14 protein-coding genes and 2 pseudogenes are annotated in these 20,741 nt (G+C 58.2%); 8 read left to right on the forward strand and 8 right to left on the reverse strand.

All coding sequences use genetic code 11. The features are described 5' to 3' along the window. The first annotated feature begins 103 nt into the window (after nucleotides 1–103). The 4 genes and pseudogenes from istA (MesoLj_RS34315) to tnpC form a co-directional block, all read left to right on the forward strand. On the forward strand, nucleotides 104–1,618 hold the full coding sequence (istA, locus tag MesoLj_RS34315) for an IS21 family transposase (protein WP_010913869.1): 1,515 nt from the start codon (nucleotides 104–106) through the stop codon (nucleotides 1,616–1,618). Further along, nucleotides 1,615–2,430 (forward strand): IS21-like element helper ATPase IstB, encoded by an 816-nt coding sequence (gene istB / locus MesoLj_RS34320; protein ID WP_202324153.1) that lies wholly within the window; start codon nucleotides 1,615–1,617, stop codon nucleotides 2,428–2,430. Before istA (MesoLj_RS34315) ends, istB (MesoLj_RS34320) begins: the two co-directional genes overlap by 4 nt. Before the next feature lie 312 nt (nucleotides 2,431–2,742). After that, nucleotides 2,743–3,750 (forward strand): tyrosine-type recombinase/integrase, encoded by a 1,008-nt coding sequence (locus MesoLj_RS34325; RefSeq protein WP_244735247.1) that lies wholly within the window; start codon nucleotides 2,743–2,745, stop codon nucleotides 3,748–3,750. A gap of 92 nt (nucleotides 3,751–3,842) precedes the next feature. Beyond that, a pseudogene (tnpC, locus tag MesoLj_RS34330) lies at nucleotides 3,843–4,760 on the forward strand (IS66 family transposase); the annotation flags it as partial. 7 nt (nucleotides 4,761–4,767) lie between these two features. Here the strand turns inward: tnpC and MesoLj_RS34335 are convergent. After that, nucleotides 4,768–5,352 carry a class I SAM-dependent methyltransferase gene (locus tag MesoLj_RS34335; RefSeq protein ID WP_202324228.1) on the reverse strand — a complete coding sequence of 195 codons (585 nt, stop codon included), beginning with the start codon at nucleotides 5,350–5,352 and terminating at the stop codon, nucleotides 4,768–4,770. A 354-nt stretch (nucleotides 5,353–5,706) separates the two neighbouring features. Between MesoLj_RS34335 and istA (MesoLj_RS34340) the strand changes: the two genes are divergently transcribed. The 4 genes from istA (MesoLj_RS34340) (at nucleotide 5,707) to MesoLj_RS36775 (ending at nucleotide 8,758) form a co-directional block, all read left to right on the forward strand. Beyond that, nucleotides 5,707–7,218: an IS21 family transposase gene (gene istA / locus MesoLj_RS34340; protein ID WP_446720276.1), complete on the forward strand. Its 1,512-nt coding sequence runs from the start codon at nucleotides 5,707–5,709 to the stop codon at nucleotides 7,216–7,218. Nucleotides 7,219–7,230: 12 nt separating this feature from the next. Further along, nucleotides 7,231–7,986 (forward strand): IS21-like element helper ATPase IstB, encoded by a 756-nt coding sequence (gene istB / locus MesoLj_RS34345; protein ID WP_202324181.1) that lies wholly within the window; start codon nucleotides 7,231–7,233, stop codon nucleotides 7,984–7,986. 124 nt (nucleotides 7,987–8,110) lie between these two features. Beyond that, nucleotides 8,111–8,368: an alpha/beta hydrolase family protein gene (locus tag MesoLj_RS36955; RefSeq protein ID WP_202324231.1), complete on the forward strand. Its 258-nt coding sequence runs from the start codon at nucleotides 8,111–8,113 to the stop codon at nucleotides 8,366–8,368. Between the two features lie 180 nt (nucleotides 8,369–8,548). After that, nucleotides 8,549–8,758, forward strand: coding sequence for an Lrp/AsnC ligand binding domain-containing protein (locus tag MesoLj_RS36775; protein WP_342215835.1), 210 nt, complete (start codon nucleotides 8,549–8,551; stop codon nucleotides 8,756–8,758). Between the two features lie 395 nt (nucleotides 8,759–9,153). Here the strand turns inward: MesoLj_RS36775 and MesoLj_RS34360 are convergent, their stop codons facing one another. From MesoLj_RS34360 to MesoLj_RS34390, 7 genes and pseudogenes are all read right to left on the reverse strand, one after another. Beyond that, the gene (locus MesoLj_RS34360) at nucleotides 9,154–10,359 is read right to left on the reverse strand and encodes an amidohydrolase (RefSeq protein ID WP_051355523.1); all 1,206 of its coding nucleotides are present in this window, start codon (nucleotides 10,357–10,359) and stop codon (nucleotides 9,154–9,156) included. 81 nt (nucleotides 10,360–10,440) lie between these two features. Next, entirely contained in the window at nucleotides 10,441–11,841 is a 1,401-nt protein-coding gene (locus MesoLj_RS34365) for an aminotransferase (protein WP_446720277.1), read from the reverse strand. Nucleotides 11,842–13,036: 1,195 nt separating this feature from the next. Beyond that, a pseudogene (locus MesoLj_RS34370) lies at nucleotides 13,037–14,662 on the reverse strand (MFS transporter). 892 nt (nucleotides 14,663–15,554) lie between these two features. Beyond that, a complete protein-coding gene (locus tag MesoLj_RS34375; protein ID WP_202324233.1) occupies nucleotides 15,555–15,800 on the reverse strand; it encodes a hypothetical protein in 246 nt (81 codons plus the stop codon). A gap of 204 nt (nucleotides 15,801–16,004) precedes the next feature. Then, on the reverse strand, nucleotides 16,005–17,183 hold the full coding sequence (locus MesoLj_RS34380; RefSeq protein ID WP_027056470.1) for a M24 family metallopeptidase: 1,179 nt from the start codon (nucleotides 17,181–17,183) through the stop codon (nucleotides 16,005–16,007). A gap of 696 nt (nucleotides 17,184–17,879) precedes the next feature. Next, nucleotides 17,880–18,344 carry an Lrp/AsnC family transcriptional regulator gene (locus MesoLj_RS34385; RefSeq protein WP_027056471.1) on the reverse strand — a complete coding sequence of 155 codons (465 nt, stop codon included), beginning with the start codon at nucleotides 18,342–18,344 and terminating at the stop codon, nucleotides 17,880–17,882. Between the two features lie 144 nt (nucleotides 18,345–18,488). Further along, on the reverse strand, nucleotides 18,489–20,735 hold the full coding sequence (locus MesoLj_RS34390) for a N,N-dimethylformamidase beta subunit family domain-containing protein (RefSeq protein ID WP_202324236.1): 2,247 nt from the start codon (nucleotides 20,733–20,735) through the stop codon (nucleotides 18,489–18,491). Nucleotides 20,736–20,741 lie beyond the last annotated feature (6 nt).

Below are 20,741 nucleotides of genomic sequence, written 5' to 3' on the forward strand. Positions count from 1 at the left end.
GTTTCAATCCGCCGGCGGCGCGTTCCTTTTCGGGAGCGTTCGTCTGGTGATCACGGTCGACCGGGTATGCCGGTGGTTTTTCCTGTTGGGGAGGAATCGCTTTGTGCCCGGCCGCCACGTAACCGATCACCATATGAGGCTTTTCATGAAGTTCCGGCAGACCAATACGACGGCCGTCGCGGCGGCGAAGGCGTCGATCAGTATCGCCACGGCCTATCGCATCGAGAAGGATTCGAGACTGCCGTCACAAAAGAAGGCGCCGCGGCAACGGCGCCGTGCCGACCCTCTCGCCGATATTTTCGAAGCCGAGGTCGCGCCCATGCTGAGGGCAGCTCCGGGCATTCGGGCGATCGCCATCTTCGACGAGATGATCCGGCGTCATCCCGAGCTTGGAGCCGGCATTCGCCGCACGATCGAGCGTCGCGTCCGAGCCTGGCGCGCCGTCCATGGCGAGGAACAGGAGGTCATCTTCCGGCAGGTTCACGTACCCGGGCGCATGGGATTGTCGGATTTCACCGACATGGCAGCCGCCGGCGTCACGATCGCGGGCCAGCCACTCGATCACCGGCTCTACCATTTCCGGCTCGCCTATTCCGGCTTCGAGCATGCGCATGTCGTGCTCGGTGGCGAGAGTTTCGTCGCTCTGGCGGAAGGCCTGCAGAACGCGCTGTGGTCGCTCGGCGGGGCTCCCCGCGAGCATCGCAGCGACAGCCTGTCGGCGGCGTTCCGCAACCTGGACAAGGACGCCCGGGAGGACCTGACGCGCCGCTACGACGAACTGTGCGGCCACTACGGCATGACCCCTTCCCGCAACAATCGCGGCATCGCGCATGAGAACGGCTCCGTCGAAGGCCCGCACGGCCATCTCAAGCGGGCGATCAATGACGCGCTGCTGATGCGGGGATCGAGCGATTTCGACGACCTGGCAGCCTACCGTCGCTTTGTCGACGAGATCGTCAGCCGCGTGAATGCTCGCAACTCCAAGCGCATCGACATCGAGCGGGCCGAACTCCAGGAACTGCCCGTCCGGCGCACTTCCGACTACGAGGAGGTCACCGTGCGCATAACGTCATCGGGCGGGTTCACGCTGCGCAAGGTGTTCTACACCGTGCCCTCACGCCTGATCGGCCACCGCCTCAGAGTGCGGCTCTTCGATGATCGGCTGGATATCTTCATCGGCGGCACGCAGCTCATGACGCTGCCGCGCGGGCGCGCCTCTTCAAACGGCAAGCACGACCAGGTCGTCAATTATCGGCATGTCATCCATTCGCTGCGCCGCAAGCCGATGGCGCTGCTCAACCTCGTCTATCGTGACCAGCTCTTCCCCCGCGAGGCCTACCGGCGAACCTTCGACGTGCTCATAGAGCGACTGCCTGAGCGGCAGGCCTGCCGCACCATGGTCGAGCTTCTCGCCATGGCGCACGAGCGCGGCTGCGAGAGCGAACTGGCTGATCAACTGACCGCCTCGCTACAGGCACGGCGATTGCCCAATATGGCTGCTTTGCGGGAACGGTTCGCGCCGGATCCCGCCCGGCTGCCGAGTGTCGTCGTGCGTCTTGCTCCGCTCAACGCCTATGAAGCCCTGCTTGGCGCCAACCTGACAGGAGATGCGGCATGAAGACGAACCCCGCTGTCGATTCCGCCAGGCTGGGCTTGCTCCTCAACGAACTGCGCCTGCCGGCCATCAAGGTTATGTGGCCGCAGTTTGCCGAACGGGCCGACAAGGAAGGCTGGCCGGCCGCTCGCTTCCTGGCTGCGATCATTGAACATGAACTGGCTGAGCGCGACCGGCGACGTATCGAACGCCATCTCGCCGAGGCGCGCCTCCTGCCGGGCAAGACCCTCGACACATTCGAGTTCGAAGCCGTTCCGATGATCTCCAAGGCCCAGGTGATGGCCATCACCGCCGGCGACAGCTGGCTCGAGAAGGGAGCGAACCTGCTTCTGTTTGGCCCGCCCGGCGGCGGAAAGAGCCATCTCGCCTCGGCCATCGGACTTGCCCTTATCGAGACCGGATGGCGGGTCATGTTCACCCGCACCACTGATCTCGTCCAGAAGCTTCAGGTCGCGCGCCGCGAACTCGGCCTCGAGGCCGCGATCAACCGGCTCGATCGCTTCCACCTGCTGATCCTCGACGACCTCGCCTATGTCACCAAGGACCAGGCCGAAACGAGCGTGCTGTTCGAGCTCATCAGCGCCCGCTACGAGCGGCGTTCCCTGCTGATCACCGCCAATCAGCCCTTCGGCGAATGGGGAAAGGTCTTCCCCGATCCAGCCATGACGCTCGCCGCGGTGGATCGCCTCGTCCATCACGCCACAATCTTCGAGCTGAATGTCGAGAGCTATCGGCGGCGCGAGGCCATCGAGCGAAAGCGGGGGCCAGGCAGGCCGGCGTCATATGCGACGCCCGCAAACGTCGCTCCTGATTGACGCGCCGCGACAATCAAACCGATAAAACCTCTTGCGCGCGACAATCAATGCCGAGATTATCACCATCGCCGCGACACCAGATTCTCATCCAGATTGTCGCGCGCTTCTCTCCCAGATTGTCGCGCTATATTCGACACACCGCGGCCGTGCATCGGCTGACGTCCTGGTATCGCCAGGGCGCAGATGTGCAACGGCTGCTGCCGGCGCTCTCGACATATCTCGGCCACGCCAACTTGGACGACACAAGTGTCTACCTGTCCATGACGCCGGAGCTCCTACACGAGGCGTCGGTCTGCTTCGACCGCTACGTCAATGGAGGAGACCATGGGTGATCCCCGCACGCTCGGCCCCTGGCTCCGGCGCTTCCTGGCTGATTACATCGTCACTGAGCGCTGTCTCGCCCGCAACACGCAAAAGAGCTATCGCGACACCTTCACGCTGCTGCTGCCATTTATCAGCGCCAAGGTCCGCAAACCAGCGGACCGCCTAGATGTCGAGGATATCCATCCATCACGCGTGCTGCACTTCCTTGCCCATCTTGAGGAGGACCGCGGCTGTTCGGTGCAGACCCGCAACCAACGCTTGACAGCGATCCGATCCTTCGCCCGCTTCGTCGCCAGCCGTGATCCCGCCCGTCTCGCCTGGTGTGCGCAGATCCGCTCCATTGCAACGAAGAAGGCTGCACCGCAGCCGATCTCGTGGATGACCAGGAAGGAGATGGAGGCCCTGCTCGCGGTTCCCGACCGCCAGACGCTGCGGGGGCGGGCCGAACACGCCTTGTTGCTATTCCTCTACAACACCGGGGCGCGGGTCTCGGAGGCGACAAGACTGCAGGTCGACAATCTCCAGATCGGCCGACACCGCGACAAACATGCACTCGTCACCCTTTGCGGCAAGGGCGACAAAATCCGGCAATGCCCACTGTGGCCACGCACGGAAGAGGCGCTTGGCGAGCTCGTTCGAGGACGCGCAAACGGTGACCCCGTCTTCATCAGCCGCCATCGCAAGCGCTATACGCGGTTCGGTGTCTATCGGCTCGTCGAGCGATGCGCGGCGCGCGTACCAACGCTTGCCGCAAGAGCAATCACGCCGCACGTGATCCGTCACACAAGCGCCTGTCATCTGCTGCAGGCAGGTGTCGACCTCAACACCATACGCGCATGGCTCGGACACGTCAGCCTTGAGACCACCAACATCTATGCCGAAATCGATCTCGAGATGAAGGCAAAAGCGATGGCGCTGTGCGATGCAGCGGCTTCGGGGCCAGACCGGCCTTGGAAGCAGGACAAGGGTGTAATGGCGTTCCTGAATGCAATTTGACTTCAGAAAGTTATGTTGCGGAGATTCCCTGGAATCGCCTGGAACTTAGGGAGAACTGGAGCCTCCGCAGCATAATTCCGTGCGCAACATCTTATCGGCAGGCTCAGATCATGAGCCGAAAGGGCATTGATCTCGACAGGTCCACGCTTGCCGATTGGGTCGGTCGGGCCGCCTTCGAATTGCGTCCTGTCTTTGATACGCTGATCTCCGACCTGAAGCGTTCGAGCAAGCTCTTCATGGACGAGACCCGTGCCCCCGTGCTTGATCCCGGCTCCCGTAAAACGAAGACCGGATACTTCTGGGCCTTGGCTCGTGATGATCGTCCATGGGGCGGTGGTGCGCCACCAGGCGTTGCCTTCACCTATGCGCCAGGTCGCGGGGGCATTAATGCCGAACGGATATTGCAGGGCTTCTCGGGCATTCTGCAGGTCGATGGCTATGCCGGATACAACCGGCTGATTGCACGAGACCGGATTGGCGCGGACATTCGGCTTGCCTATTGTTGAGCCCATGCACGCCGCAAGCTGGTGGAGATCACCCGCAACGGAGCAGCACCGATTGCCGAGGACGGCGTCAAACGGATCGGCGAACTCTACCGGATCGAAGCCGAATTGCGCGGCCTTCATCCGGAGGCTCGCCTCGCCGGGCGACAGGAACGATCAGCCTCGCTGGTAGCCGAATTGGAAACATGGCTCGTTCATCACCGTGCCCGCGTCGCTGACGGCCGCATCGAAATCGACAACAACAGCGTCGAGCGAACCATCCGGCCGATAGCCCTCAATCGGAAGAATGCACTCTTCGCCGGCCATGACGCCGGAGCCGAAAACTGGGCCACCATCGCCTCGCTCGTTGAGACCTGCAAGCTCAATGCCGTTGATCCGCAGACCTACCTGGCCGCCACGCTTACCGCCATCGTCCACGGCCACAAGCAGAGCCGGATTGATGAGCTGTTGCCTTGGAAATATCCCGCCTTACAAAGCAATCCCCATCCGTCACGGCAGCCAGCCTAATCGGACGCTACCGGATTGCAGTGATAGCTACCCACGAGGTTGCCCTGCTGTCGTAAGCTCCTCCCAACCAGGACTCCATCTCGACATTGCGCCATGGTGCGGCTTCGCGCCAGACTGCGATCAATTCGTCTGCGGAAAGATAGTTGTAGTAACGGCCGAGAGCATCTGTGCCTTCACGGACTCCGGTTTTGAAGCTGGCCCAAGCGGCTCCGCCATGTGTCAAAGCTCGGTAGACTTTCTCGATTATTCCCTGGAGATTGGGTCTAGGGACATGGGTCAGAGATGCGCAGGCGTAGATACCGTCATAAGCGTCAATGGCATCAAGCTCGTCAAAGAGCATCGTTCTGACTGGCCGACCTAGTCGGCGCGTGGCTATTGCCGCGAGTTCCGAAGAGCCATCGGTGGCATCCAAGTCGAAGCCGCCTTTGATAATCGCGGCGGCATCAACGCCTCCGCCAGCTCCTAATTCCAGTACTTTGCCCGCTGCCTTGCAGCGTTGCAGAAAGGGAAACAGTCTAGGATTCGGTCCACGCTCACGGGCAGCGTAATCATCTGCATTGTCGTTGTAAAAACTTACCGTTCCGTTGGTCATCGAATGCGGGCCTGTCCTAACTCGATCTCGCTCTCAATGACGGTAACCATGAAGGCGTGACGACCGCAATTGTGCACAACTGCAGTGTCCACCAAGGCTATTACTCATCGACAACAAATCCATAATTTTATCTCCAGGTGCCAGCGGAGTACCGCTTACTGCGGATTCCGACGTGAAGCCGGCCGCCATTCCGATCAAACACCGGCCACCATTCCGGTATGAAGCCGGCCACCATTCCAACCAAAGACCGGCCGGTTTTCGGCACTGAAGATTACCTCCTGGGTCAGCAACTTTGGCATCAATTACCTCGCGATGAACGAGGACATTTTGATGCCGGCAAAGAGAAGGCTGACCATGAGACAGTTGAGACAAATGCTTCGGCTTGCCGGAAGCGGGACCAGCTCCCGCGAGATTGCGGTCGTGCTGGGAATAGCACGCAGTACGGTGCAGGATAATCTGCGGCGCGCAGCGGCAATCGGGTTGAGCTGGCCCCTGCCAGGCGAGCTGACCGATGACGCGCTTGAGAACAAACTCTTCGCTCGCAATGGCGTCAAACAGGGCACGCGGCGGCGCGCAGAGCCGAACTGGGCCGATCTTGCCGTCGAGCTCAAGAAGCCGGGCGTCACGCTCCTCATCTTGTGGGAAGAGTATCGAGGAAGTCATCCCGACGGATATGGCTACAGCCGGTTCTGCGAGCTCTTTCGCAGCTTCGAACAGCGGCTTTCGCCGACGATGCGCCAGGAACACGCCGCCGGCGACAAGGTCTTCGTCGACTATTCCGGCAAGAAGATCCCGATCGTTGATCGAGACACCGGCGAGCTCCGTGAGGCGGAGATCTTTGTGGCGGTCTTGGGAGCGTCCAGCTTCACCTATGCCGAAGCAACCTGGACCCAGACACTACCTGATTGGATTGGTTCGCACGTCAGGATGTTTCGTTTTTTTGATGGCGTTCCCCGACTGATCGTCCCCGACAATCTGAAGTCGGGTGTCAGCCGCGCCAGCTTCTACGATCCCGAGATCAATCGCAGCTACGGCATGATGGCATCCCATTATGGCGTCGGCGTTCTTCCGGCACGGCCGCGACGGCCGAAGGACAAATCGAAAGTCGAGAACGGCGTGCGTTTCGCCCAGTCATGCATTCTGGGGCGGCTGCGCAACCAGACCTTCTTCTCGCTGGCCGAGGCCAATGCCGCCATTCGCCAGGCACTCGATCGCATCAATGATCACGTCATGCGTCGGCTGGGCGTCAGTCGCCGGCAATTGTTTGAGAGCGTCGAGCGTGCTGCGCTCGCAAGCCTTCCGAGCAAAGACTACGAATTCGCCGAGTGGCGTTTGGCCCGCGTCTCGACGGATTACCACGTCGAGTTCAAGACCTTCTTTTATTCCGTGCCGCACAGCCTCATTCGCCAGCAAGTCGATCTGAGAGCAACGGCACGCACCATCGAGATCTTCCACCGCGGCAAGCGCATTGCCGTCCATCAGCGCCGCTATGGCGGCCCTCGTCATGGGACGGATCCGGATCATATGCCCAGCTCCCACCGGCGATATGCCGAGTGGACGCCGGATCGTTTCCGTCGCTGGGCCGCATCCGTCGGGCCCGAGACGGAAGGCTTGGTTGTCGCAATCCTCGCCAGCCGCCCACATCCTGAACAAGGCTTTCGGACATGCCTGGGTGTCCTTCGCCTGTTTCGCGATATCACACGCGACCGCGCCGAAGCCGTGTCAGCCCGCGCTGTCGAGATCGGTGGGCTGAACTGCAAGAGCATCGCCTCGCTTATCGCCAATCACAAGGCCGCAAGGCATTCCACCGAACCGACCGCCATCGTCGATCACGCCAATCTGCGTGGCCCCGATTACTTCCATTGAGGAGACATACCAATGCTCATCCATCCGACCATCGACATGCTGCGCGAACTCGGCCTTCATGGCATGGCCACCGCCTTCCAGGAGCTCGACGCACAATCCGAAGCACGCGGCCTCGAGCATGGCGAATGGCTTGCCATGCTGCTCGAGCGCGAGGCTACCATGCGCCGCCAGAAGCGTTTCGAAGCCCGCGCCAGGGCTGCAAAACTTCGCCATGACGCACAGATCGAGGATGCCGACTTTCGTGCCGCACGCGGTCTTGATCGCAATCTGTTCATGGCGCTCGCCGGCTGCGACTGGATCAGAAAGCATCACAGTCTTCTCATCACCGGGCCGGCGGGCGTCGGCAAGAGCTGGCTGGCCTGTGCGCTTGGCCACAAAGCTTGCCGAGAGGATTTCTCCGTCGCCTATCACCGCGTTCCCCGCCTGTTCGCCACGCTTGCCCTCGCGAGAGGCGACGGACGTTATGGCCGGATCCTCAAGCAACTCGCCAAAACCGACCTTCTCATTCTCGATGACTGGGGACCCGAAAAACTCAATGATGACCAGCGGCGTGATGTGCTTGAGATCATTGAAGACCGCTACGAACGCCGATCGACAATCGTCACCAGCCAGCTGCCCCTGGATCGCTGGTACGAGATCATTGCAAACCCAACTCTGGCCGATGCCATCCTGGACCGCCTCGTTCACAACGCCTATCGCATCGATCTCACCGGTGAAAGCATGCGAAAACAGCGCTCGCCAAGAGCCTCTGAAACAGCGCAAGCTTGACCTGAAACGAAACCCAATCCAAACATCAACGAGACCCAGGATCAGTCCGAAAAATGGCCGGCTTCAAATCGGAACACCGGCCGGAATGAAATCGGAATGACTGGCCGGCTTCAAATCGGAATCGATGGCCGGCTTCGTCGGAATACGCATAAGAACGCCTACTCTGAACATTGCCGGTGCACTGGACGCCTGTACGCCTCCCACCCAAGCGCTCGAATTTCATTCAGCACTGCGTGAGTATGGGATAGATTCGGTGGTCGTCGTCTACCCCGAGGAGGGGCATGGCGTACAAAGCTTTCCGGCCATCTTAGATTATGCGGCGCGAGTTGTTGGTTGGTTCGAGGAGCATATGCCATCCTCATCCCCTGCCGCCAAAAGATAAATGCCCTTGAGGCAAGGCACGCACAGCGCCATTTGGACGCCGCTGTGCCCCGTTTATGTATGCTTTGGGCGGGTGAAGCGACGCGCCGGCGCGGAGCTTTTGGCATTAGCGCAGCGCGAGCGAATCATCGAAGCTGACGTAGCTATAGTTTCGCCCGAAGCCGTCGGCCGGCCAATGCTCATGCTGGTGTATATCAATCTCGAACGCGATCGCACAGATATCCTTGATCGTTTCAAGCAAGCCGTTCGACGAACACCCGAGATTACGTGCGCATATAATGTGACGGGTGAAACCGATTTCGTTCTTGTAATCTCCGTAAGCGGGTATGGTGGAGTACGAGGCGTTGACCCGCCGCTTTTTTTTCGAGAATGCCGATATAAAGAAATTTAGCACGATGGTCGCTATGGAACGCACCAAGGTGCTGTGCCAATTGGCGAATAGGAGTCATGCCAATCACGCAGTTGTCTCGGATGCCAGGAGATTGTCTTCCCATTAGGCGGCATCAAATCCGGTTTGCATATTGGTCCAGTAGTGGAAGACCCGAATCAGGCAGCATTGGCGGCTGCTCGTCAAGGGAGTAGCCATGGCGCTGCCGTTTGCCGACACCGCGGCCATGCAGCTTCACCTCCACGAGATCAGCCGCCATGTGGCGCGAGGCGCACGCCGTGCTGCAGCTTACAAAAGCCGAGAAGGCACGCGCGAAGTATGAGCGCCAAACCAAGCTCGTTTGAAGTCCTCAACCGATAACGCTGATCAGAAAAAATCGCCGCTGCCGCCCTAATGTTTTATACGATACGTGATGGTTGAGCCACCCTGAAAGTATCTTCGCCCAGTATTTTTTCGACAAGGCTTAACCAGTAGGATGTCCCGTAAGCAGCCGACTCGTCATTGAAGTCAAACGACGGATGATGAAGTGCAGCGCTGTCTCCGTTACCACAGAACACGAAAGTGCCGGGCCGTACCTGTGACATTGTCGCAAAGTCCTCACCCAGGAGGGTCGGAGGGGTCTCCTCGATATTGTTGCCGACGATTTCCTGGGCAGCTGTGAGTGCAACTGCCGTCTGAGCCGGGCTATTGTAGACACATCCGTGGTCTGGCTCGAATTTCACGTCAATCCTTGCTCCGCTAGCCAGGGCGACGCCGGATGCCACTTCCCGCACCCGATTCTTGATCAGTTGATGTACATCCGGGGATAAGGTGCGCAAGCTACCACGCAGCTCCACTTTTTCAGCAATGACCCTGTGGGTGCCGCCGCCGTGTATTTCCTGAAACGTCATATTGGCGGCTTCGAGAGCATTTACATTCTGTGAGGTGATCTGCTGTAGCGAATTGAGAAGCTGAGCCGTCACCATAATGGCATCAATAGCCAGATGTGCCCTGCCCGGATGACCGCTGCGGCCTTCAATCCGTATTTCGATGCTGTCCGTTGCGGCCATTACAGCACCGGCCCTAATGCCGATCGTGCCAATCGGCAGTCCGGGCAATGTATGCATGCCGTAAATCTGCTCGATCTCAAACCGATCCATCAGGCGATCCTCGAGCATCGCGATAGCCCCTGCCCCAATCTCCTCAGCCGGTTGGAAGATCAACACAACAGTGCCCGCGAAATCTCTGTCTTGCGAGAGGCACTTTGCGGCGCCAAGCAACATAGCAGTATGCCCGTCATGACCACAGGCGTGCATTACGCCTTCATGCTTCGACGCGTAGGGCAGGTTGGTCGTTTCGTGGATAGGTAATGCATCCATATCCGCACGCAGACCTATGACCTTGGTCCTACCGTCGGGTACCGCGTGGTTGCCTCTGATAACAGCCACAACGCCGGTCTTGCCAACTCCGGTTGTCACTTCGTCGCAACCGAACGCGCGTAGCTGCTCTGCCACGAAAGTCGCGGTGCGGTTCTCCTCAAAGCCGAGTTCCGGATGGGCATGGAGGTCTCGGCGCCACTCCACGATGTCTTTTTGTATGGCGGCAACTCGGTCGAGAACTGGCATATTGGTCTAACCTTCTAATAGCGATCAGCTCATGTTCCCTCGACCGGCTGGAGCGTGCCGACCAAGGGAGATGGCGGGACCTTACAAAGCTTCAAACCTTTCGCGCGCAAGCTCGTCCATGACAGAGCGGGCAGCCATTTCTGCGATCGCGACAATCTCTTCCACTTCGCCCTTCGTCGCGACCAACGGTGGTGCGAAGCCCAGAATGTCACCGTGAGGCATGGCACGCGCAATCAATCCCCTCTCCCGGGCGGCTTTCGAGATCCGCGCGCCAATTTTCAGTGATGGGTCAAACCGCTTGCGGTTGTCACGGTCAGCAACGAACTCGACTGCGCCCATAAGCCCGACGCCTCTAACTTCTCCCACAATCGGAAGCTGCGCGAACCTTTCCTGCAACTGAGCCTGGAAGAAAGCGCCGACATCGCGGGCGTTGCCGGGCAAGTCTTCCTGCTCGACGATGTCGAGGACTGCATTGGCCGCGGCCGCGCCGATCGGATGTCCAGAGTAGGTATAACCATGGGAGAATGCTCCGACGCGGTCGGCGCCCTCTTCGAGCACCTTATAGACCTTTTCGCTGATGATCGCCGCGGAGAGCGGGAAGTAAGCTGAGGTTAAGCCCTTCGCTACCGTGATGAGGTCCGGCTTGATCCCGTAGTGGAGGCACCCGAACATCGAGCCGGTACGGCCGAACCCGGTAATAACCTCATCGGCGATCAGCAACACATCATGCTTGCTGAGTACCGGCTGAATCGCCTGCCAGTAACCTTCTGGCGGCGGCGTAATGCCGCCGGTCCCAAGCACTGGCTCAGCAATAAAACCGCCGACGTTGTCGGGTCCGAGCCGTTCGATCAGCTGGTCAAGTTCCTCTGCACGCCGCGCAGAGAATTCAAGTTCGGTTTCGCCAGGCTGGCCGCCCCAATAGTGATGCGGTACACCCGTATGGACGATTTGAGGCAACGGAAGGTCCATGTGGTCGTGGTAGAAGCTCATGCCAGTCATCGAGCCGGAAACCACGCTGCAGCCATGGTATCCGCGCTCACGCGATATGATCTTCTTTTTGGTCGGCTTGCCTCGAAGATTGTTGTAGTACCAGACAAGCTTTGCCTGAGTTTCGTTCGCGTCCGAACCCGACATGCCATAGAAGACCTTGCTCATTTTGCCGGGCGCCATTTTAACGAGCCTGTCGGACAGGATCGCAAGCTCGTCAGTGGTATGGGCGGCGTAGGAGTGATAGTACGCGAGACGGTGAGCCTGGCGTGAAATTGCATCCGCCACTTCCGTTCGGCCATAGCCGACATTGACGCAATAGAGGCCGGCAAACCCGTCGATGAGCTCGTTTCCGTGGGCGTCTTGGATTCTGATCCCCTTGCCGGTCTCCACGATTGTGGGCTCGCCCAGCTTACCGCTCGCGAAATCCTTGAGCTGTGTAAAAGGATGCAGAACGGCGTTTCTGTCCTTGCGACCAATTTCGAGGATATCCATCTCAATTCCTTTAAATGCTACCGACGATAGACTCCCCGGATCAATTTCTCGGTAGCTATCAAGTTCTTAGAGGCTAAACTGCAGCGGCGAAGGGCGGTAGAGGTATTCTGTCGGCCTCAAGCATAATTCCTGCAATTTTCGGGGTGTTTACGCATACCAAAGGTCAAAATGTCCGAATTTAGTCTCATACGCGGCGTGGGGCGCAGCTGCTAGATCAGTGCGGAATTTGGTTTCCGTAGGGCCGAGGCAGCGCGCGACTTCCTGGGCTCTCCCTGATCCCTGACCTCTTGTGCCTTCAAGAGCTTGTGGTTGCCGCGGCACCGTTCGCATCGCAGCATGGAGGCGCTGACCAGGCTGCATGCGGTCCGGCACGGTCGCCGCTCACACCATAGAAGCGTTTCTGGGAGCGAGCGTGGGCTTCGCCACCACATGTTGTCGAGCCCGAAAGCTGCTCGGGCTAAGGCCCCTCCGATGGCGCTCCCTAGCTTCTCAATGGCCGGAACCGAGGGGCCAGTCCACTCCAACGTGCTCGCCTAGGGGAGCAGTGCCTGGTATCGACCGCGATGTTGTTGTGTTCGCTGAACCCGTTTCTTCGCGGACTGGCAGCTGATGATCCGGTGAGTTCAGTCGGACGGTGATACCTATCAGAACGTAGGCTAAAACGATGACTCCCATCGCGGTTAGTCCGCTGATGTATTGCTTTGCAGAAGGTTTGGCCATAATTGGCAGTCCTTTGCGAGTTCAGGAAAGCCCGCTGTCATACAACAAGTTAGCGCGCGCCGATTTTACCCGACTACGGCTGATGCACCGGACTCCCGGCCGGAATTGCAATCCTTTGGCACGGCGATAGTGTGGCCGCCTTCCTACTGCTTTGTGTTTCTGGCGGCATGGGCGTAAAGCATATAGGAGTTTTTTCTCTTCATCGAGCAATTGCAATTTGCTGCCGCGAGGTTGAAGCAGATTACCGCGTCTGTCGGCTGAGCACTGCTTCCAAGCTATCAGATCCCGCCTATGCGGAGGTATTGCATCTCGAGGTAGTCCTCTAGGCTTGGACCTCGCGAAGAGCATCCTGCCAGCGGAGAGGAACTCTCCGGTAGGCGCGCCGTCGCGGTTTCCTTTACCACGAGCACTTTACGCTGCAGCCGCCGGTGCGTTTGTGTCAGATTCCTAGACGCCGAACACAAGCTGTGCATGATCAGTGGCGTGGAAAATAAGGCGTCGATTGCTCGGGCTTGCGAGTCTGGCCTGTGGAACGCTCGATCAAAAGCGTCTTCTGAGGTGGAAATTCGCCAATGTGCAAGTCCAGAAAACGCTTGTCCAATTCCTGATCCGCTGTCGTGAGGCGATGGTTCAGACGAAGGTAGTCTGTCCAGGTCGGCGTGCTAAATGTTTCTGTCCATTGCACGGGTCTCTGGAGGTTGCGTTGCAGTGTCCAATGCCTTGCGCCGACGCGGGTCTGCACGTGCCGACGCTCGCGCATGAGCTCCAGGAAGGCCCCGACGTTCTCTTCAGGGATCAAGTATTCTACCTTGACGACGATGGGACCGCTTCTCGGCTTAAGATGATGCGAGATTGCCGGTGCGTCGAATTCATTCAATGGATCGGGCTCGGGCCGCCGCGTTCGCGTAAAGGAAACAGGACGCCCGATGCAGCGACGAGCAACAGAGCACCTGCGGAACCCTCCAGCCCCAAGGTGAGGGAATGGTTCTGCGCCACCATACCCCACACCCAGCTGCCGGCGGCCATGCCGCCATCTGCCAAGGCATAGTAGATCGAGATGGTGCGCCCCACGACCCAGCGCGGGCTCGCCAGTTGCACACTCACGTCAAGCCCGGACCAGGCAGTGACCCAACCCGCGCCGCCCAAGGCGAGCGCAATTCCGGCCACTGCACTCGAAGAGGTCAACGCAAGGGAAAGGGAGCACGCCGCGCAGGCGACGCACGACATTCAAGTTCCGTCTCAATAGGCTATTTGAGATGCCGGCTATGACGGCGCCCGTCCCGAAGCCGGCCATTAGAGTGCCATAGGCGGGCGGTCCGCCTCCAAGCTGATCGCGGACAACCAGGGGCAGCAGCGCGAGTATGGCGACGCTCGCCAGGCCAAAGAGGGTTCCGCGGGCGATCGCCGCCTTGATCTCCGATGACATGGCCGTGAAGCGGAGCCCGTCATAGATCGCCGTCCTCATCGACTCACGCGGTAGAGGCGAGGAGCGAACCTTCCACTTGCAGTGCCATACCGTGCCTAGAGGTACCAGGTAGCTAAGTGTGGTTACGGCGAAAGCTGTCAGGAGGCCAAAAGAGGCAACCACGATGCCGCCGAGTGCCGGGCCAACGGTCCGGACAGCGTTAAAACCTACGGAGAGGAGGGTAACGGCAGCGGGAACCTCGCGTCGGCTCACCATATCGCCAACCGAGGCTAGCCAGGCGGGATCATTGAGAGCACCGCCGCACGCGATCAAGAAGGTCAAGCCGAGGATCATCCACGGACTGACAAAGCCCAGCGCCACAGCAGCGGTCAGCATCGCAGAGGCTATTACCATCAGGCAGCGGCCAGCGAACATCACCCGGCGACGGCTGAAATTGTCGGCGATGGCCCCGGCGAATACGGACAGAACGAAGGCTGGCAACGTCGATGACGCCGTAACCAGCGCTACCATCAAATCGGAAGTCGAGACCGTTGCCATCAGCCAGCTGATGGCAACAATCTGCATCAACCAGCCGAGACTAGAAACCTGGGTGGCGAGCCAGATAGAACGAAAGGTTCGATTTTTGAGCGGCGCAAGGGTCGTTGGATCCGCGTCTCGGCCCGCGAAACTGCTCATTCAATCTGCCCTTTGCTCATGTTACATTTGTCACATCGCTCTACAGCGAGGAGTTGCCGCCACTGCATGAAACCAGCCCGACAGGAGACCAAGCTCGCTGCCGGGCTGGCACGCCTTGGGAGGTGGCGTAAGTCGGGTCCTTTGCACATAAAGTCCCGGTTGTACCCGGGCAGCTTCTTGATCCTTGTCCCCCGCAACTACTCGTGCGAAACATCATTTTCGCCCCAACCGAATTTCGGGCGTACCGTCGTGACGGTCCCATTATCAGACCTTGGATCGCAACCTGCCGCCATCTGCGACGCCTCAAATCCGCTTGCAATACTCAACACAGTGTGGGTTCGACCGCGCGTAGCCGCGCATGACTGTCCGTCCACCTGGCTGCGGGGAACGAACCACTCAGCGCCCGCTTGGCGAAGATAGCAGCGTCGAACGAGCAGTTCGCGCGAATCTTCCGGGATAGACGCGGATATTCGGCGTTCGGTAGCTGTCTACGCAGAAAATCGGCATCTTCTTCGCCAACCTTAAATTAGAGCAGGCGAACACGTTGGTTCAGCCCTCTACTGCGCGAACCTGACTAATGTTGTCCCGCTAGGGTGAGCCACGCAAACTCGTATAAGGCGGTGCGGGTCGTACTCGATCCTCAATTCTTCGACGGTACGGCGTGCGGTGGCCGCGGAACAGATATCGAGGCATCCCTCGCGAAGCGGCCGTCAGGTCTTCACAAGGTGTTCTGGGCGGATTGCCTCGCACGATGTACTCCCGGTTTTCGGCCGCGATAGCTACGTGTCCGCCATCAGCAGCTGGTCGTCCGGTCGGCGAGGCATGGGGCTCCCGCGCTACCCGCATGCTGATCGCGATGTGTCCACTCACAAGTGAAGTCAATCTACTGCTGCTAAAAAACGGAACCGGCGGCCAGCACTTCCGACACGAACTCCACCCAGCGCTGGTTCGTCGAGGTACACATTGCCACGGCTCCGATGAGAGACCTGCGCCAGTGGTATAAGCCCCATTTCCGGGCGACGCGATCGATCATAGATGGCACAAAAAGAGTGCCGATCAGCGCCATCACTGAAATCACTGCATATAGCAACGACACTTGTCGCTCGCTACCCAGCAAGTCGTAAGCCTGGATCGGCATTACTTAGCACCAGCGCGCGTGACATTAGGAAGAGGGTCGCGAATGTCCGCAGTCCCCCGGTTTGACCCGGTCGATCCAAATTGGCCGTTTCACGCTGCTGGTTGCTGAGCATAAAAGCTCTCCCGCAGATCGTGCTCAGACCAGCGAGAGGTATCCAATTGGATGACGAGATTGCCTCCGCCAAGTGCGGCGGTCGTCGTGATGCTATCGAACGTAGAGCTTCCGTTCGTAGTTGGTGATCATCTCGCAGCCTGTTTCGGTTACGCGCACCGTTTCGCTGGTGCCGACATCCGCGAAGCCGAACGCCTTGACCATCGACGGAATGTGGAAGGTCATATTGGCTTGCAACAGCCGGGTCTCTCCGCGCTTGAAGGACAAAATGTGTCCTTCGCCCCAATCCGGTGGATAGTTGATACCTATCGAATATCCGGTACGCTTGAAGCGACCTTCGTACCCCCCCGCGTTGACCGTGTCAGACCAAATGCTCCAGACCTCGCCGAGCGGACGATCCGGTCGGATGCCATCGATCATGTTTTCCAGCGCGCGGCGGGAAACATCTTCCATTTTTTCCAGTTCACGGTTTGACGGACTGACTACCGAGGCGCGCATGAGCGCCGCGCTGTAACGCCTCACGGTTCCGGACAGCTCGAGGAACACCGGATCGCCTTCTCGGAGAACGCGCCCCGACCAAGTGCCGTGCGCATAGCTGGTTCGAACACCCGAAGTCACGAACGGCGGATAGCCGGGGTATTCACTACCTTTCAGCGTGACTTCTCGCTGGATCTCAGCGGCGATATCATTTTCATTGGCTCCTGCACGGATCTGACCGATGCCAGCTTTCATGCCAGCCTCCGCGATCCTGGCAGCCTGGCGGATGTACTGCAGCTCGGCGTCTGATTTGACTACACGGATCGCTTCGACGATCATTGATCCGTCTTCGAACTGAGCGTCTGGAAGTAGCGACTTGAGATTTTCATAATCCGCGATAGTGAAGAACCACGACTTTTTTTCGAACCCGATCCGTGATTTCGCATAACCCAGGTCACGGAGCGTCTGTGCAAGTAGTTCGAGCGGGACTTCGTGGTCCATGTAGCTCGCGCTTCTGTCGATCCAGGAAAAGGCCCGGACGTTAACCTCTTCGATGCCTCGGGTCAGGTGAAGCGGCTCATCGTCAATCGGGATGAGCAGGTATTGCGCCGAAGCGTAGCCCAGCGTGGTGTATCCGCTCAAGTACAGCATATTTTCGGGGACCGTCACCACGAGCAGGTCAAGGTTTCGGCTCAAAATACCTTCACGAACTGCCTTCAGGCGAGTTTGGTACTCAGTTACCGCGAACGCGAGGTCCTTCTCGACCCTAACGCTGTCAATGCCGGAGACTTTCATGGGTGCCTTTGTGGATAAATTGTTGAATTCGTAGTCAGAACAGTACCATTGGCGCCGACGCCGTCTTCAGTAAGATTGCCATATTCTTGCAGAAAAGCTGCGTTTCAGGCTAATTTTACGCATCAATGCTTAAATCTTGCTCCGATATACCGGGAAAGCATGGGGCGGGTCGCGGGCGGCTGCCTGCTGCTTTCGGGCGGGAAAAGAAAAAAGCTTGCGCAAGGACACCACCATTCCGTGTCAAAAATCGCAGCTCGTCTCGTGGTGGCCGGTAGCTTTGTCCATTACTTCCCAAGCGCGATTCGCTGAGAAAAACGATGATCAATCTCGTATTCCGCTGGATTAATCCGGCTGACTGGCCCGAGTTGGCCAACGGGCTAAGTTCTGTAGAGTGGTCGGTGGCTACCAATGCTTCAGGGAGGGGCGAAGCCGCTGAGGTGCGAAATGGGCGCGGCCCTGCGCTTTTCAGGCTGCACCCTGCTCTCCTTGATAGCAAGAGATCACTGAAGACGGGCGACCTCCACGGCGTATATCGACTATGACCCAACGAACAACCACACATCCAATCGCAAGGCATATTCCAAAGAGGCCCGCGGTCGCGAGGAAGCACCGGCGTCACCTCGTTTCGCCGCAAGGCGTTAGGTAAGGGGACCTATTCTCGAGAAAAGGTCCCCTTTGATAGCTGCTACGGCAACTCTAGCCATCTATCGGGATGGCCAGAGAGGTCTTAGTTCGGTCCATGACCACCATCGTGCTGAAACCTTTCACATCGCTGTTCTCGTAGAAAAACCGACGCGAGAAGGACTCGTACTCTGCTAAGTCGCGGACGGAAACGAGCAACACAAAGTCCGCGTTTCCAGTGACGAAATAGGCACTGACAATCTCAGGTGTCCTTCGTATCGCCTGCTTGAACCGGTCGATAATATCGTAGCGGTCGCGCTCGAGGTCGATCGACACCAGCAACATTAGTGGCCGGCCTACAGCATCTGGAGATATCACTGAGACGTCCGCCTGGATCACTCCTTCGTCACGAAGGCGCTTCAAGCGCCTTTGGCAGGCGGTTGCCGACACCCCTGCAAGACTGCCTAACTCTTCTGTCGTGAGCCGATTATTTTGCTGAACAGCGACGAGGAGTTTACGATCAATCCGGTCCAGTTCCACCCCGAAACCTCACTTATCACGACTGACACGCAGGTTTACTGCATGAGGGGAATTCTTACCGCTCGCTGCCTATTGGCGAAAGCCCAATCTGGGATGCGCTGCGGATTTCTCCTGAAAAAAACAAAGGTGGCATTTTAGGCACCGTCAACCGGAAAGGCATGGCTCTAATTCTATTAGCCGGCGCTCCAACTCATCGTATCGAGCTAAGGACTCGCGAACCACGTTTTCCAAAAGCCTTGAGATGTCGTTATCGTACTCATTGAATGGGAGACTTCCGCAGAACAGGATCGAGCCCGTCGAAAAGACAAAATTCCCCAGCTGCTTGGGAACGATGCACAAATCTGCTCGTACTTGGGCCGACTGCCACTCCGCCGTGTGGATTTCCGGCCAGAACGCCTTCTCCGGTGCGCAGAAATATTCCCCAGGAATACCTTCAGTGGTAGCAAGCACTACCGTCTCGGGAGGCGTACCGAGGCTTGCGTCGACGACATCGACCTCAAAACCTGCGGCGCCACCTCCCGAGTACCCGAAGCCACCGAATTCTTTGCTTTGGATGCCTTCGAAAAACCTTGCGAACCGCTCATCGTACGATGCCGGGGTCCGGACGAAGTGCGTACCAAGGAAGTCGCCATGCGCCGACATTCCTATTCCGAATATTCTTTGCGGAGGTCTGTCGTTCTTCAACCACAGCCCACCATTCTGGCCGTCAAATGCGTGGAAATACTCGCCCGGCTCACACTCCCATCCTCTTGCTCCAGCCTCTGCCCGTCGGATTTCAATGGCACCAGGAAACAGCTCGTTGGTTGCGATGCGCCAGTAAAAGCCATTACCTCCCAAATATCCGAAGCCTCCACCGCTGGAGATATAACTTTCGATAGCGTCGAGAGTCCTCTTCGTGTGGTATTCCGGATGCGTAACCGTGAGTACCAGCGAGTAGCCCGCTAACGCGGCCGTCCCTTCATCCTGCAAATCATGGTCCGTGACAATATCAACAGAAATGCCCTTGGCGTCGCACCAAGAAATTAGGTGCATATCAGCCGGGAAATGCCGAAGACCAGAGCCATAATGGTCTACATAGGCGAAATATCCGGGACGCATGTTGAGTTGCGGTCGAAGTATGGAACTGAACATAATACCAGTGCCATCGGCATGCAGATCATAAAGGGACCGACCGTATTGAGGATATTCCGCTGGATGGTAGGGGTATGATTTCCATTCGTCTCGGCGTTTGACATATTCGGCGCCGAAATTTGAACGAGGGTGATTTGCATAGGCAACGTAGGTGAAAGTCGAAAAAAGTATGGCAATCCTTGCCCTACAAGACTGCTTGGACGGCCGCACAAAGAATGGAATGATATCCTCGGCACCGCCGCATCTCAGTCGGATGCCGTAAACACCGCTGGGCAGGTCTGGCGCTGTATCAAAGGTGAAATCTGTGTCCCACTTCGCATCATAGAGATCGGTTTCATGGAAATGGACCGCCGCATACTCGTCGGGCGCGTGGCGCCAGCACATCTCCGTGCCCGACCAGTGCGAGCCTCGTACGGCTCTAGTGGGCAAGTTGAAAAGTTGTCCATCCAGCCTCAACGGGCCAGTGTCACGGATTGTCGGCGTCGACATTTCCAGACCAAAGTTCCAACATGCGAGCATCGCATCAGGCATTGGCTGTGTCCCGTCAAGCCTTTGCGGCAATTGAGACCCACGAAGGAGAGTAGGTGCTTCAAGCCGACCGTTGAAAAAAAATTCGAACATCGAGCAGTCAGCATCGCGCGGCGTCGCAGCCAGGACCACCTTTTCATTTGCGCTTTTCTGATTGTATCCGAAGACTTGGTGTCCGACGATTTGTAATCCGTCAGCTACATTGTACCCGACGACATCCAACGCATGGCCATGCACTGCAATGCGCAGTTCGTACCACTGGCCAATTCTTAAGCTGAGTTCCTTGAAACTCACTTGGGCTGGCGTGCGACAGACGAGCTGGGTATCTGTGATGGCGATGGAAACAGATATGCCCTCCAAGTCGGCGAAGGAGAACAAGGTCTGCGGAGACGAACGTAGCAGCCGAGGCTGAAACCGGATGGAGAACGTATTTTCCCTCAGATCTGCGCCTTGCAGAGGGATGACTCCATAAGAACCCAGCTGTATTTGCTTGGAGACCGAAGGATATGCCCCCTCAAAAGGCGAGGCAACCGGCCTTAGGTCCAAACCGGGTCCCTTTGGGTTAGGGTCTGCTGAGAAAATCCTCACTAGGTCTGCAGCGTAGTCCTGCGTAAAGCTGCTGGAAACTTTGACCTCGATGCTTTCACCCGCACGGACCGAGAGGCGGTTGGTATATCCAATCAGACAAGCGGTTTGGATATCCCCCGCGCGAGGTGAAAGCGACGCATTCATCAAAGG

Origin of the sequence: Mesorhizobium sp. 113-3-9 (assembly GCF_016756515.1) — a bacterium.
Taxonomy (GTDB): Bacteria; Pseudomonadota; Alphaproteobacteria; order Rhizobiales; family Rhizobiaceae; genus Mesorhizobium.

Excerpts from the sequence above, each read along its gene's own strand:
- istB (WP_202324153.1), top strand. The coding sequence starts at position 1,615 with ATGAAGACGAACCCCGCTGTCGATTCCGCCAGGCTGGGCTTGCTCCTC.
- MesoLj_RS34325 (WP_244735247.1), top strand. The coding sequence starts at position 2,743 with ATGGAGGAGACCATGGGTGATCCCCGCACGCTCGGCCCCTGGCTCCGG.
- MesoLj_RS34335 (WP_202324228.1), bottom strand. The coding sequence starts at position 5,352 with ATGACCAACGGAACGGTAAGTTTTTACAACGACAATGCAGATGATTAC.
- istA (WP_446720276.1), top strand. The coding sequence starts at position 5,707 with ATGAGACAGTTGAGACAAATGCTTCGGCTTGCCGGAAGCGGGACCAGC.
- istB (WP_202324181.1), top strand. The coding sequence starts at position 7,231 with ATGCTCATCCATCCGACCATCGACATGCTGCGCGAACTCGGCCTTCAT.
- MesoLj_RS36955 (WP_202324231.1), top strand. The coding sequence starts at position 8,111 with ATGGCCGGCTTCGTCGGAATACGCATAAGAACGCCTACTCTGAACATT.
- MesoLj_RS36775 (WP_342215835.1), top strand. The coding sequence starts at position 8,549 with ATGCTGGTGTATATCAATCTCGAACGCGATCGCACAGATATCCTTGAT.
- MesoLj_RS34360 (WP_051355523.1), bottom strand. The coding sequence starts at position 10,359 with ATGCCAGTTCTCGACCGAGTTGCCGCCATACAAAAAGACATCGTGGAG.
- MesoLj_RS34365 (WP_446720277.1), bottom strand. The coding sequence starts at position 11,841 with ATGGATATCCTCGAAATTGGTCGCAAGGACAGAAACGCCGTTCTGCAT.
- MesoLj_RS34375 (WP_202324233.1), bottom strand. The coding sequence starts at position 15,800 with ATGCCGATCCAGGCTTACGACTTGCTGGGTAGCGAGCGACAAGTGTCG.
- MesoLj_RS34380 (WP_027056470.1), bottom strand. The coding sequence starts at position 17,183 with ATGAAAGTCTCCGGCATTGACAGCGTTAGGGTCGAGAAGGACCTCGCG.
- MesoLj_RS34390 (WP_202324236.1), bottom strand. The coding sequence starts at position 20,735 with ATGAATGCGTCGCTTTCACCTCGCGCGGGGGATATCCAAACCGCTTGT.